The organism is Gloeothece verrucosa PCC 7822 (genome assembly GCF_000147335.1).
Classification (GTDB): Bacteria; Cyanobacteriota; Cyanobacteriia; order Cyanobacteriales; family Microcystaceae; genus Gloeothece; species Gloeothece verrucosa.
Window position 1 is genome coordinate 1,768,478 of the sequence record NC_014501.1, and the last position, 13,908, is coordinate 1,782,385.

13 protein-coding genes are annotated in these 13,908 nt (G+C 38.5%); 8 read left to right on the top strand and 5 right to left on the bottom strand.

The window, feature by feature from the left end:
* Positions 1-37: 37 nt before the first annotated feature.
* Positions 38-1,159 (bottom strand): 3-dehydroquinate synthase, encoded by a 1,122-nt coding sequence (gene aroB / locus CYAN7822_RS07880; RefSeq protein WP_013321715.1) that lies wholly within the window; start codon positions 1,157-1,159, stop codon positions 38-40.
* A gap of 218 nt (positions 1,160-1,377) precedes the next feature.
* Between aroB and CYAN7822_RS07885 the strand changes: the two genes are divergently transcribed.
* Positions 1,378-2,454, top strand: coding sequence for a hypothetical protein (locus CYAN7822_RS07885; protein ID WP_013321716.1), 1,077 nt, complete (start codon positions 1,378-1,380; stop codon positions 2,452-2,454).
* 2 nt (positions 2,455-2,456) lie between these two features.
* Here the strand turns inward: CYAN7822_RS07885 and CYAN7822_RS07890 are convergent, their stop codons facing one another.
* Positions 2,457-3,416 carry a DMT family transporter gene (locus tag CYAN7822_RS07890; RefSeq protein WP_013321717.1) on the bottom strand — a complete coding sequence of 320 codons (960 nt, stop codon included), beginning with the start codon at positions 3,414-3,416 and terminating at the stop codon, positions 2,457-2,459.
* A 252-nt stretch (positions 3,417-3,668) separates the two neighbouring features.
* Here CYAN7822_RS07890 and CYAN7822_RS07895 point away from each other — a divergent pair, with 252 nt between their 5' ends.
* Both CYAN7822_RS07895 and CYAN7822_RS07900 read left to right on the top strand, forming a co-directional pair.
* Entirely contained in the window at positions 3,669-4,550 is an 882-nt protein-coding gene (locus tag CYAN7822_RS07895) for an alpha/beta fold hydrolase (RefSeq protein WP_013321718.1), read from the top strand.
* Complete coding sequence (locus tag CYAN7822_RS07900; protein WP_013321719.1) at positions 4,543-5,088, top strand: alpha/beta hydrolase; 546 nt, start codon at positions 4,543-4,545, stop codon at positions 5,086-5,088. Before CYAN7822_RS07895 ends, CYAN7822_RS07900 begins: the two co-directional genes overlap by 8 nt.
* Here the strand turns inward: CYAN7822_RS07900 and CYAN7822_RS07905 are convergent.
* On the bottom strand, positions 5,085-5,291 hold the full coding sequence (locus CYAN7822_RS07905) for a hypothetical protein (RefSeq protein WP_013321720.1): 207 nt from the start codon (positions 5,289-5,291) through the stop codon (positions 5,085-5,087). The two genes, CYAN7822_RS07900 and CYAN7822_RS07905, sit on opposite strands and share 4 nt — an antisense overlap.
* Before the next feature lie 668 nt (positions 5,292-5,959).
* Between CYAN7822_RS07905 and CYAN7822_RS07910 the strand changes: the two genes are divergently transcribed.
* Together CYAN7822_RS07910 and CYAN7822_RS07915 are read left to right on the top strand one after the other, a co-directional pair.
* Complete coding sequence (locus CYAN7822_RS07910) at positions 5,960-6,475, top strand: MgtC/SapB family protein (protein ID WP_216701593.1); 516 nt, start codon at positions 5,960-5,962, stop codon at positions 6,473-6,475.
* 319 nt (positions 6,476-6,794) lie between these two features.
* Entirely contained in the window at positions 6,795-7,022 is a 228-nt protein-coding gene (locus CYAN7822_RS07915; protein WP_013321722.1) for a DUF7219 family protein, read from the top strand.
* 63 nt (positions 7,023-7,085) lie between these two features.
* On the opposite strand, the gene CYAN7822_RS07920 is transcribed toward CYAN7822_RS07915, so the two are convergent.
* A complete protein-coding gene (locus CYAN7822_RS07920; RefSeq protein ID WP_013321723.1) occupies positions 7,086-7,370 on the bottom strand; it encodes a hypothetical protein in 285 nt (94 codons plus the stop codon).
* 99 nt (positions 7,371-7,469) lie between these two features.
* Here CYAN7822_RS07920 and CYAN7822_RS07925 point away from each other — a divergent pair, with 99 nt between their 5' ends.
* The 3 genes from CYAN7822_RS07925 (at position 7,470) to CYAN7822_RS07935 (ending at position 12,962) form a co-directional block, all read left to right on the top strand.
* Positions 7,470-7,853: a Crp/Fnr family transcriptional regulator gene (locus tag CYAN7822_RS07925; RefSeq protein ID WP_041933590.1), complete on the top strand. Its 384-nt coding sequence runs from the start codon at positions 7,470-7,472 to the stop codon at positions 7,851-7,853.
* Between the two features lie 403 nt (positions 7,854-8,256).
* The gene (gene ppsA, locus CYAN7822_RS07930) at positions 8,257-10,758 is read left to right on the top strand and encodes a phosphoenolpyruvate synthase (protein ID WP_013321725.1); all 2,502 of its coding nucleotides are present in this window, start codon (positions 8,257-8,259) and stop codon (positions 10,756-10,758) included.
* 371 nt (positions 10,759-11,129) lie between these two features.
* Positions 11,130-12,962: a DUF262 domain-containing protein gene (locus CYAN7822_RS07935; protein WP_013321726.1), complete on the top strand. Its 1,833-nt coding sequence runs from the start codon at positions 11,130-11,132 to the stop codon at positions 12,960-12,962.
* 323 nt (positions 12,963-13,285) lie between these two features.
* On the opposite strand, the gene CYAN7822_RS07940 is transcribed toward CYAN7822_RS07935, so the two are convergent.
* The gene (locus CYAN7822_RS07940; protein WP_013321727.1) at positions 13,286-13,834 is read right to left on the bottom strand and encodes a Uma2 family endonuclease; all 549 of its coding nucleotides are present in this window, start codon (positions 13,832-13,834) and stop codon (positions 13,286-13,288) included.
* Between the last annotated feature and the right edge of the window lie 74 nt (positions 13,835-13,908).

Consider the following 13,908-nt stretch of genomic DNA (forward strand, 5'->3'; position numbering starts at 1 on the left):
GGACAAAAAATAAGGTGCAGTTTTTCATCTTAGCCGCTTAAGCTTGACAAGTCACCTCGGCCAAAACTTCCCGAATCAGGTCCGATGTAACCTGATCAGTAATGGTAACTGTGCCAATTTCTTGAGGAAAAATAAAGCGAACTTTACCCGCCTTGACTTTTTTATCAGTTTGTAGGGTTTGAATAATTGCTTCAGCATCCACACCCGCCGGAATTTCTGTAGGCAGTCCTGCCTTTTTAATTAAAGCATCTTGACGCAAAGCGGCTTGTTCACTCCACATATTGAGTTTAACGGCGATTCTGCCGGCAGCCACCATTCCCATCGCTACGCCTTCCCCGTGTAGGATTTGGCTATATCCGGTTAAACTTTCGATGGCGTGCCCAATAGTATGACCATAATTTAAAATAGCTCGTAATCCGGACTCTTTTTCATCTTTGCTTACCACATCAGCTTTAGCTTGGCAAGAGCGCGTAACAATAGTTTGTAATAACTCCTGATTAATCTCAGAAAAATTATCTAATCTTTCTGCGGCTTCTAAGTGATTAAATAACGCTTGGTCCCAGATCACACCATACTTAATCACTTCTGCCATTCCGGCGCGAAATTCTCGCACTGGGAGAGTTTTTAAAACGGTAGGATCGATCAAAACTAAACGGGGTTGATGAAAAGCACCGATGAGGTTTTTTCCTTTAGGATGATTAACGCCGGTTTTGCCACCTATAGCAGCATCTACCATCGCTAAAAGAGAGGTAGGAATTTGTATAAAAGGAATTCCTCTTAACCAGGTGGCGGCAGCAAACCCGGTCATATCGCCAATGACTCCTCCTCCTAAAGCGATCATTGTGGAGGAACGCTCTAAATAATTTTCTAGTGCCGCATCATAAATTTGAGTAATAGAATCTAAAGTTTTATGAATTTCTCCTTCAGGAATAAGATGAGTAGTCACCACAAATCCTGCCGCCATTAAACAGTTAACGACGCTCTCCCCATAATACTCATAAATTTGGGGATTAGAGACTAGCAAAACTTTTTTGCCTAAATTAAGAGGAGAGATCTGATCAGCGAGTTGGGATAAACTAGCTCGTGCGTGAGGTGCTGCGGAGCAGATCACAATATCATAAGAATCTTGGGGTAACTTGACAGGTATACGGGTATACATAAATGATTGGGGTCAATTTTCTCAAAGGGCTTGTGTTGTGATGAATTGCTGGTAAGCTTGATCTAAATCCGAATAAAAAAAAGACCAAACACTTTTAGGCAGAGCATAAACAACCCTGAAACGTTTAAAATGATCTGACGGGTTTTTTTTACCCGTCTTTACTTGCATAAGTATAGCTGTAAACTAGAATTAAGTTGAACTTCTTCCCCTGTGTTAAAATGCCTAGCGTCCGTAAACAGAGTCAAAGTCCGACCAATCCAGAAAATCCGCCTGAACCAAAACAGCACAATTTTGTAGAGCAGACAGAGATTTCTTTGTCAGAAGTAGATGATTTAGATGAACAAGATGATGCACAAGAACTAGAACCCGATCTAGAACAAGCTCTAGAAGAAGATTTACCAGACGACTACGAGCAACCGACTTTCTTTCAAGCGATTGGGACTCTCTATGGAAAGGTTACCAAAACGGAAGAAGGACAGTTTTGCATTTCACTAGGCCGACAAGAATACAAACTGTTTATCCTTCGCCATCGATACAGAGCTTGGTTGAAACAGTTTGAAAATGCTCCTGATGTGCCTCTATATTTAAAGGTTTACCCAAAAATTCTGATTATTCCTCGTGCAGATATGATCATCTCCTTTCAAGTGGTAGCGTGGTTATCAACCCCCTTCCCGGATCAGGAGACAGAACCCGGTATTTTTATTTTTAAGGGAATTTGGCAGTTTTTACCTCAAATTAAAACACCTGTTATTTCGGTGTATCGTAACGCCAATGCCGTTGATCCCACTGAGAAGTTTAAAGCGACTCACTTACCGGTATTAATGCGACGCACTGAAGAAGATATTCGACCTTTTCGCTTCAATCCTAAAATTCCCAAGGATCAATTACCGCCAAGGTGGTTTATCCAAGCTCGCTTTAAGTTTATCCCGAGTCGAGAATGTTTTGGCTGGGTGGAAGACCTTGAATCCCCGACGCAAACTATCCCTAGATACAAAAGACCCGTCAAACCTGTGTCAACAGAAACAGATAATCGAGATAATCGAGATAATCGGGATTATCGGGATAATCGGGATTATCGGGATAATCGGGATAGTAGTAGTGGCGATAACCGAAGATTTCAAAAAAAGGTTATCTCTTCTGCCTCAGATAAACCCTACACTGCTCAAAGATCTTTCCCTAGCGAGAAACCCCCCGCTTCTGAGAAACCTAAAGGCGTTGTTTTAAAGCCCACCAAACTTAAAAATATACCTCCTAAAGAGCAGTCGGAAACAAATTCGGGGTCTGATCCTGAGTAATGCTAGTCCACCTCAAATGAAAGCTCTTTTTTAAGGGCAGATGGGCTAGAAATAGCTAAATACAGTCCTAATAAGACAATGACACAGCCGGCCCAGTTCGATAGGCTCAAGCTTTCTGCAAAGAAAATCCAAGCTCCTAAGCCGGCGAGAATGGGTTCTAATAAAAGAGAAACAGCGACAAGCTCGGAAGATAAAGAATTTAGGCTGGAAACCAGTAAACTTTGCCCGATGATTTGACAAATTAGGGCTAAGGCGATTACGGATAACCATCCATGCCAAGAATCAGGAATTATTGTTTCTTGGTTCAATAAAGCTATTGGTAACAGAAAAATACTGCCTAAACCACAGGTGTATAAGACAATCGAGGAAGTGTTAAATTGGTTTTGCAGTCGTTCGATAATGATCAGATAAACCGCAAAAGCGATTGCTGAACCAAGAGAGGCTAAATCCCCGCTCAATTTATGACTAGCCAAACTAAAGTCATCTAAGACGATCGCGGCGGCTCCCCCAATGGCAATAATAATACCTATTAACATTCGGCGATCACAGGGTTTTCGCCACAATAACCACAAGCCAAAAGTCGTAAATAAAGGTGACATATTACCCAGAATTGTCACATTCGCTACGCTCGTCTGAGTCAAGCACCAAGAGCAAATGGTTAAGTCAGTGGTGACACAAATGGCGGCGGCGGTTAATAGGCCTATTACTTTTAAATTTTCTCGAGATAAATTAGAGAGTTGACTCAAAAGCGGTTTTTGAGCTTTGATTGTTTTCCAGATTCCTAATACTAAAGCTGTCAAAAATAAGCGATAAAATATGGTCGCTGTAAAACTTATTTCCTGTTGACTCAATCGGATTAAAATTGACGCTGAAGAGACAGAAATTAAAGCAAAAATTAGGCAAATTAGTCCTTGTGTAACTTGAGAAATTTTGGGAGGGGAAAATACTTGGTTTTTGGGCATGATGGATGGGTAATAACTGAAAATTTAAGTTATAAGGTTTTGTTTTAAAGTTTTTTTAATTTCGCGCTAAGCAACAAAGGACGCAAAGAAATACGCCTTTGGTGATGAGTTGGCTCAGAAATGTGATTAAGATAAACGGATCATTTTAAGCACTTGATAAATAATCGACCTTTGAGGGTTTGCGTTCTTCTTCTATAATAACTATTGTCTGAGTTCGGTTTTGATATCAAAATAACAATTACTCATTAATTTATGTCTTTCCTGCCTCGAGAAACTGAAAACCTGATAGAATCTACTTCCATTACTCTAGCTCAACAAATTCAATGTCAGCCGATTGTAACGCCTTTGTGCCCTCTACCGATTGCGACAACTTATGTTAACGGCGGCAGTGGCGGCACACCAATTTTACTGCTTCATGGTTTTGATAGCTCGGTTTTAGAATTTCGTCGGCTGTTACCCCCATTAGCGGCTCAACAAGAAACTTGGGCCCTGGATTTGTTAGGCTTTGGCTTTACAGAACGTGTGGCAGGACTTTCGATTTCTCCATCGGCGATTAAAACTCATCTGTATTATTTCTGGAAGACTCTCATTGGACAACCTGTAATTTTAGTGGGGGCTTCTATGGGAGGAGCAACGGCGATTGATTTTACTCTCACTTATCCTGAAGTAGTCGAGCAATTGGTTCTGATTGATAGTGCTGGTATGACGAAGAGCCCGGTCATTGGTAAGTTGATGTTTCCTCCTTTTGATTCTTTGGCTACGGCTTTTTTGAGTAATCCTCAAGTACGACAAAATATTAGTCGCGCGGCTTATTATGATAAAAGTTTGGCTAATCAAGATGCTCAACTCTGTGCTGCGCTACACTTGAAATGTACTGGCTGGAGTCAAGCCTTAATTTCTTTTACAAAAAGTGGCGGTTATGGTTGTTTTAGTGAACAACTCCCAAAGATTAAGCAGCCAACTTTGATTTTATGGGGTGAAAATGATCAAATCTTGGGAATAAAAGATGCTGCTCGTTTTCAAGCCGCCCTTGGCAATAGCCGCTTAATTTGGCTAAAAAATTGTGGCCATGTCCCTCATTTGGAACAGCCTCACATCACTGCTCAATCTATTCTCGATTTTTGCCATGTTTAAATTGTTCTTCTCTCCTCCTGTTGGCTTTAAGCTTCGCCTCCCTTTAAGCGGCTTGATGGTTGGCCTTTTATGGTTTATCGCACCTGTTGCTGAGGCTGCTGAAACGATCATTTTGAAATATAGTGTTTTACGAGAGTCTATTTCTGTGCCTGAATTGAGCAATTTTGTTAAAACCGGTGAACTCTCCTCGTCTTTAAAAGCTTATTTGGTGTTGGCTAAAAAAAATCCTGAGCAACTGCGACAAGCTTTAACTGATCCGGTTAAGGTGGATGGTGTGGTACTATCACAAATTCTCAATAGTTTCCCTGGAGAATTTTTACTCGATCAAGTTAGCGAGGTGATCCATACACCGAGTAAAAGATCTAGCCGTCAAGCTTTACGTAGCGCCTTGGTTAGTTCGGCTTTACCCGATAACAATGTTCGCTTAATTGAAGTATTGGAAAATTATCCCACTTCCGAAGTTAATGTAGAAGGGGATCGTTTGGTAGATGCTTATCGCAGTATTGATAATATTGCTAAACGTTTACCCAAATTTTAATAAGCTAAAGTATTGAGGGTTTCTTTTAAATACGCATAAACTTGCTCGTCAAGGTCTTTTGGCTCAAGAAGTACATCACTGACCATTTTTTCAGCTTGCCAACGTCTAAAACCTGAACTAGCAGCGATCGCTTCTTTTAAAGAGATCCAAACTTCACGATCTTCTCCAGTTTGACCACTTGAAAATGCAGTTGAGCTTGCCATCTTTATTCCTTCTAGTCATGAACTCTTCCCAGGATAACTTAATTTACTGAAAAAGTTCTGATAAGCCGGACACATTTCTGGGGTTTCTAGCCTTTTGTTGCCCTGCCTTTGGGGATAAATTAAAAATTTTTTCTCAGGAAATTTTCGCGGCTCTTGGGAATTTTTTACCCATGAGTGAGCCTTTTTGTGTTTTTTTTGAGCGGCTTTTCAACGTTTTCAAGCTTGTTTTAACCTAACTCAAAACACTTTTTTTTCACTCACTTTGTTAATCATAAACCCTTAAGTCCTGCATCGTCAACTATATTTTGACGGTTTTTCTAAAATTGGGATAGTTGGCTCACTCCTCACTCATTGCTCATAAGTAAAAACTCCTAGAAACCTGGTTTAAGCGAGGACTTGAAAAACTTCAATCTTTTCGGTTTTTGCTTGATATTTTCTTACTCCTTGCAGTCATCAATTTTGGATAATTTACTAACAGAAACTATAACTCCTCAACTTGAGAACCGCTAAGTACCTGGACACCAATAAAGCACTCTAGGTGTTTTGAAATGTAAAATACTTAATCTTAAACGTTTGTTAATTAAACATTAATTTACGATAAACTGATAGACATATCGGTAAAAAATTTGGCGGTTGCCGCTAGACAAGGAGTTTGAGCGATGAGTGTAATGTTTATCAACCACAATGACTGGCTACAGATTACTTTTCGGCTAACACTAGCTTTGCTGGTAGGTTGTGTCATCGGAGTTAATCGGCAGAAAGGAGGACGACCAGCCGGCATGAGAACCTTTATGTTAGTTAGTCTAGGAGCGGCTTTATTCGTGATGATGCCACTGCAAGCAGAAGGAGATAGCCCCTATGCCGCCACTAATGCCTTAAGTCGTACTATACAGGGAGTCACTACAGGAGTAGGCTTTATTGGCGCAGGACTGATTTTACAACAATCTTCTCCTGCTATAGAACGTCCTAAAGTGCGTGGTTTAACTACTGCCGCTTCCATTTGGATTGCAGCCGGATTAGGTGCTGCCATTGGCTGCGGTTTATGGGAAACCGGTTTAATTGGTTCTTTGTTAACTTTAATTACTCTCAGTGGTGTCAAGCGGCTTAAACAAGGGCGATTACTCGCCTTTAAACCACCTACTGTACTCAAGGAACAACAGTTGACTGATGTTGCAGAAGATTAGATTAGTGTAATTTGCCCAAAATTTAAATATGGTTAATCGCCTTGATCATTACAATTTTCCTTGTGTGTAGGGAACATCCGAACAGTGGGAATTGTAGTTTACTCATAGATTAGCTATAGGAAAAATGGGACTTGAAATATTATCATTTCCTGACAATGTTAGCTTAACTAGCAAAAGTAAAGTTTTTTTGACATATCATAAAAACTCGCCTGGTGTTGAGGTGAGATAAAGTTTTCAATCCCACCCCAGAAATCAAGCTAATTTGATAGGTTGTTACCCTTAAAATCGAACTTTTCTAGACAAAAACCCTAACAAGACCATGAAAAGGAATAATAAAAACTCATCTCCTCAAAAACCCATGCCTTCTAATCTAGAGTTTAAGGTCAATATTCAAGAATTTTATCAGAAAATTATCTATATTTCTCATCTAGAAAACAAGGGGCAAATAACCCCTGAAGAAGCTGATCAACAAATCAAGTTTTTTTGGAAGCCGTTAAAAACTTCAAATAAGCTTCATAAAATTTATAAAAATAAGTCTAATGGCTAAAAAATCCTAAACTCAAAAAAAACAATTAATTTAGCCTAAGCTCTAGATTAACCCGCTCAAACACTAATTTGGTTTAAAATCTGGTAATTCAACGATTTGAAAGTCCGATAAGTCTAAAGATAAAATCATAGGTTCAGGGTTGTCTTGGAAAGAATCGTTTTGTAACTTAACTAACCAGCGACTCGCTCCTTTTTCGCGGCCTTGAATAATGCCCATGAAACCGGCTGCGTACTTAGGATAATGAACTCGCACTCGAGTACCCCTAGGAAGTCTCACGAGTAACAAATCACAGATTCTTAATAGTAAAGTTAAACCCAAAAGGCAACCCGACAAATTAAACTCAACCATCACCGTTATTTAAAAGAGTAGCGAATTGATTTTAACCTAAAATTAATATATACTTAAATGAAATATAACTTTAATAGAGTATTAATGGCTGATCGAAAAATGTTAGAACCGGTTAGAACAATAGAACTCTTTCAAAAAGCCCCTTCCCCTATGACCTTTTATGCAGGCCAGATCATCTTTAGAGAAGGAGACCTAGGGGATGTGATGTATGGGATTATTGAAGGAGAGGTGCAAATGTGGGTAAATGGAAAAGTGATAGAAACCCTTTATAGTGGCGATGTATTTGGCACAGGAGCCTTAATTCACTCAGATTTTCAGAGGACTTCTACAGCGATCGCCGTGACAGACACCCAATTAGGATTTTTAGACCGTCAGCGTTTTCTCTATGCTGTTCATCAAACACCGATGTTTTCGCTTCAGATCATGAAAAGCTACTCAGATCGTTTTCGCCGCTTAAAATCGCAGGCCAGTCTTAACAACTAAGTGGTCAAACCTTTCAATTAATGCTTAAAATCCTTAATTCACCTTAGCCCTTAAAGGGGTTTTGGTTTAACATTAGTTAACAACCAACATTTTTTAAACTTTTTCTTTAGAATTGTTGTCTAGAAAAAAAAACTGTTTGATGGAGTTTGTCAAGGAAATTTAATTAAACTTAAAATAGCGAATAGTTTAGAGAGTGACAACAGAAAATGTTTTAAAAACCCATTAGATATTGTATCATCTCAGGGACGTATTTAAGAGTTTCTTAAAGATTTAATTGAAGTTTTTACCGAAAAAAGAAGGATATTTGAAGAAAAGTTGCTACTTGTAAATAATTCATAAAAAGACTTACTTGTTACAATCAATCTCGCTAAACTAAATACTAGAAACTTAGGGGTAAATACTTATGGTTACAACAGTTAGACAAGACTCAGCTAACACCTCTAGAGAACAAGCATTAATTTTATGGTTTGAAGAAGTAGGAACTAAAGATGTCGGCTTAGTTGGTGGGAAAAACTCTTCTTTAGGAGAAATGATTCAACAACTAATGCCCAAAGGAATTAATGTACCAACAGGTTTTGCGACCACAGCTTATGCTTATCGTCATTTTATAGAATCAGCCGGACTCGAAGCGAAATTACGAGAATTATTTAAGGACCTAGATGTAAATAATGTCAGGAACTTACAAGAAAGAGGAAAACGAGCAAGATCATTAATTCTCAATACCCCATTCCCAGAAGACCTCAACAACGCCATTACCCTTGCTTATCGGCGTTTATGTGAACGCTATGGCTATGATGCCAGTGTTTGTGATCAATTGGAAGCAGAAGACAGACAAGAATGTGAAATTCAAAGCCAAAACGTTGACGTAGCTGTTCGTTCCAGTGCCACAGCCGAAGATTTACCCGAAGCCAGTTTTGCAGGACAACAAGAAACCTATCTCAACGTTCAAGGGGTAAAAGCGGTTTTAGACTCTTGTCATAAATGTTTCGCTTCCCTATTTACTGATCGCGCCATCTCCTATCGGCAACACAATGGTTTTGATCACTTCGCGGTAGCACTCTCCGTAGGGGTTCAAAAAATGGTGCGTTCTGACTTGGCCTCGTCTGGTGTCATGTTCTCCATCGACACCGAAACCGGTTTTAAAAATGCGGCATTAATTACGGCGGCATACGGGTTAGGAGAAAACGTGGTACAAGGTGCAGTCAACCCTGATGAATATTTCGTCTTTAAACCCACTCTTAAAGATGGCAAGAGACCGATCCTAGAAAAGCGGCTCGGCAGTAAAGCGATCAAAATGGTCTATGACATCGGCGGTTCTAAACTCACCAAAAACGTTGAAGTACCCGAACCCGAGCGGCAAAAATATTGCATTACCGATGATGAAATACTAACCCTCGGTAAATGGGCCATTCAAATAGAAGAACACTATTCAAATGTACGTGGGACTTACACCCCGATGGACATTGAATGGGCAAAAGACGGTTTAACCGGAGACTTATTTATTGTACAAGCCCGACCCGAAACCGTACAATCTCAAAAAGCCGACAACGTTCTTAAATCTTATGAACTCAAAGAACACAGCAAGATATTAACAACAGGGCGGAGTGTGGGAGCAGCCATCGGTCAAGGTAAAGCTCACGTTATTCTTAACGTTTCTAAGATCAATGATTTTAAACCCGGGGAAGTTCTGGTTACCAACCGGACTGATCCAGACTGGGAACCGATCATGAAGCAAGCGAGTGCCATCGTCACTAACCAAGGAGGACGCACTTGTCATGCCGCTATCATTGCCCGAGAAATGGGTATTCCGGCCATTGTCGGTTGTGGGGATGCCACCGAAGCCATCAAAACGGGTCAAGAGGTAACCGTCTGCTGTTCTGAAGGGGATGAAGGGCACGTCTTTTCTGGCTTGCTGCCTTACGAAATACGGGAAACCAAGTTAGATGACTTGCCAACTACCCGTACTAATATCTTGATGAATATCGGCAACCCAGAGCAAGCATTTTCCTTATCGAATATTCCGGCTGAAGGCGTTGGGTTAGCCCGTTTAGAATTTATCATCGCCAACCACATCAAAGCGCACCCCTTAGCTTTAATTAAATTTGACGAGTTGGAAGATGAAAGCGTTAAAGCACAAATAGCCCAACTGACCAAACTCTATGAAGATAAACCTCAATTCTTCGTAGATAAATTGGCTCACGGTGTTGCTATGATCGCGGCGGCGTTCTATCCCAAACCGGTCATCGTGCGGATGTCTGATTTCAAATCTAACGAATATGCTAACCTCTTGGGCGGTAGTAAATTTGAACCCAAAGAAGAAAACCCGATGATTGGTTGGCGTGGTGCATCTCGTTACTATGACCCGAATTACCGTGAAGCTTATGCCTTAGAATGTAAGGCCCTCAAGATGGTACGCGATGAAATGGGTTTAACCAATGTTATACCAATGATTCCTTTCTGCCGCACTCCGGATGAAGGACGGCGGGTATTGGAAGAAATGGCTAAACATGGCTTAGAACGCGGTGTTAATGGTTTGCAAGTGTATGTCATGTGCGAACTGCCGAGTAATGTTATCCTGGCTGATGAGTTCTCTCAAGTGTTTGATGGTTTTTCTATTGGGTCAAATGACCTAACTCAGTTAACCTTGGGGTTAGACCGTGACTCTGCGTTAGTTGCTCACCTGTTCGACGAACGCAATGAAGGTGTCAAGCGGATGGTTAAATTGGCGATCGAAACAGCAAAGGCCAACGGACGGAAAATCGGGATTTGCGGACAAGCGCCGAGTGATTATCCTGAGTTTGCTAAGTTCCTCGTTGAACTCGGTATAGACTCGATGAGTTTGAATCCTGATTCTGTTCTCAAGACTATCCTAATGGTCGCTGAAGTTGAAGCCGGTCAGCAATAGGGTTTAATACTCGTTAACTGAGTTTTCAGTGGGTGGGCATTTGCCCACCTTTTTATTTTGTCTGGTGGGCAGGTGCTTAAAATGGTGGTAAAAAAGATAGTTTTTCTATTCTACCCACCATCAGTTAAAAATTAAATGCTCGTAGGGTGAGCAGAATTTTCTATTTTTTCCTCAAGGATATAAGTTGTCTCCTCTGCCCAGCCTACATATACTTTTTGATATAGTGAAAGCTATTTTGATGGCGGGTATGGCCTCTCAAATCTTAAAATTAAAGTTTTAATGATGCTTCGAATTTTGTTGATCTTCTATGGAATATAAGTCAAGTGTTATAATACAATCAAGACTCATAGGTATTTATTTTAAAGTCAAATATGTCAACTGTACCCAAAATTGAATCTAGTAACTTAAGTATCGCTGATGTGTTTAGAGAATTTTATTCTGTGCCCGATTTTCAGCGAGAGTATGTATGGCAAAGATCTAATGTTATAAAATTAATTGATGATATTTTTTATGAATTATATGATCATGAACAGCCTACAGAAAATGCCGAATATTTTTTAGGCTCTATAGTTGTATTCCGTGAGCAAAACTCTTCTAATAGAAAATTTCAATTAATTGATGGTCAACAAAGACTAACAACTATTTATTTAATTTTTTGTGCTATTAGAGATTTTTTATTAAAATTAGGAGAAAAATCTCAGTCATTAGAATATTTAATTACTGGAGTTGCTCAAGATTTGAGAACTGGTGAAGATATTCATCAACATCGTCTATCACTACAATATGATAGTTCTGGAGCCAAAGTTTTAGAAGCGATAGCTAACGGTCAAAAATTAGATAATTTTCTCAAAAAAGCTTCGAGTTCAGCCAATAATCTTTTTGAAGCATGGGAAGCAATTCAAGATTTTTTAGAAAATAAGTTTGATGAAAATACTAAAGAATTAAAACAATTTTCTTCTCTCTTTACTAATAGAGTAAAACTCATTAGAATTGAAACACCTAATTTAAAAAATGCTCTTAGAGTTTTTGAAACTATTAATGAGCGCGGAGTTGGCTTAACACCTATAGATCTTCTGAAAAATTACTTGTTTATCAATACATCAAATAATTATGAATCAAAATTAAATTGGCAAAAACTAACTCAAAAATGGGATCAATTAATTAATAACATTTATCAACAAAACCAAGAATCTCCTATGCGATTTTTGAGATACTATATTATGTCTCACTACGAGGTTGATTTGCATAATTCTTTTCCAGAAGAAGAAATTTATGATTGGATAACTGAAAACGGAGAGAAATATTACATTAAGAAGGAACCATTACAGTTTGTTGAAAATTTAATCAGTGCCAGTGTACATTATTGTAATTTTATTCAAGGTAAAAATATTGATGGTTCTGATAACATCTACTTAAAGAATATACAAAAACTTCAAGGTAAAATAAAACAGCATTTTATTTTGCTTCTTGCTGGCAGATTTTTAGAAAAAGATTTATTTACTCATCTTTGTTATCACATTGAAAATTTATTATTTGTGTATACAATAACCCGTAATACTACTCGCAAAGACGTAAATATAATTCGTATTTTCTCACAATGGAGTAAAGAATTAAGAAATGTTAAAACAAAAAATGAACTTGAGGAGTTTATACAAAAAACATTTCATCTTCAACTACAATCATTATCTGATGACTTTGAATTAGCATTTATTAAACTAACTGATTCTAATATTGCTAAGTTTCGTTTACGTTATATTTTGGCCAAAATAGCCCAATACGTTGAAGAAAAAGCTTATGATAATTGTAAAGATTTGAGTTGGTATTTAGATAAATCGATACATATTGAACATATATTACCCAAGTCACCAACAACTGAAGTTAGAAAAAATTTTGATCAATCAGATGACTATAATTCTTATGTAAAGAAAATTGGAAATTTAACTCTTTTAGAAAAAACAATTAATAGTTCTATCGCTGACAAAGTTTATGAAGATAAAAAAACTGGATATCGAGAATCTCAATTATTAATAACTCGGTCTATAGTCGAAAAACCTAATGTAGGAGTCAATACACAATTAAATCGTATTATTTCAGATCTTGAACTCCAGGTTTTTAATGATTGGACTTCCATATCTATTAACAAAAGGCAAGAAATCCTGCTTAAATTAGCTAAAAAAGTATGGGGATTTGATCATTTTATTTAATTCGATACAGAGAGATTTTAGTAATTTCCCTATAGGTTGAAGTATTCTGTAGGGTGGGCAGATCCTTAAAAATTGTGGTAAGGAACTGGAGTGCGCGACTAATTTAGCTGCTTAATTTCTCTAACCTTTATCAGGTAAGATTTTGGGAATTTATACCGCTAGTATTTCAAAGCCTAAAATGCTTACTCGACAAGGGCAGTAGCCTTAAAAATAAAATTTAGTCACGCACTCCAGTAAGGAAGATAACTTTTTTAATCTGACCACCCTACATTATTATTCAAGCTCAAACTTACTTAATTTATCATAAATTTCCTAAAATTTTATTACTCAAACTCCGGGGCCCAAACTTCAGAAACCGCTAACTCAAAACCCGGCAACACATCCATTACCGTCAAAATATCTCCATCACCTAAGACAATTGTTTCTTGTCCTAAGCGGCAAACTTCCATTGTTTGAGTTCTCGGGTCAACCAACAGGCCTACCTGTGTCCCCAACGCTAAAAAAGTCTGTATTTTCTCTCGTAATTTATTTAACGAATCTGATTGAGATTTCACCTCAAAAATTAAATCCGGAATGATTCTTGCATAATCTGGCGTTGTTCGCTTAAGTTTTTCTGCGCGAATAAAAGACACATCAGGGGCGCGTACATCCTCATCTTTATTCGGTAAGATATATCCCGCACTAGAACCTAAAACTCGTCCTAACTTTCGAGGTCTGACCCAGTTCGCCAAAACTCGAGCAATTTCAGTAGCGACTTCTTCAGATTCTAATCCCGATGGACTCATAACAATAATTTCTCCTCCCACCAACTCCATCCGATAGTCAGGGTTTTCCCTTTGCAACCTTTCTAAATCTTTAATTCTAAGAGACATAGGCAGTATAAGGCTGAGGTTTACTGACATTTTACTTTAGCTTTATCGCTAAATCAGGATATTTGCTATAGATA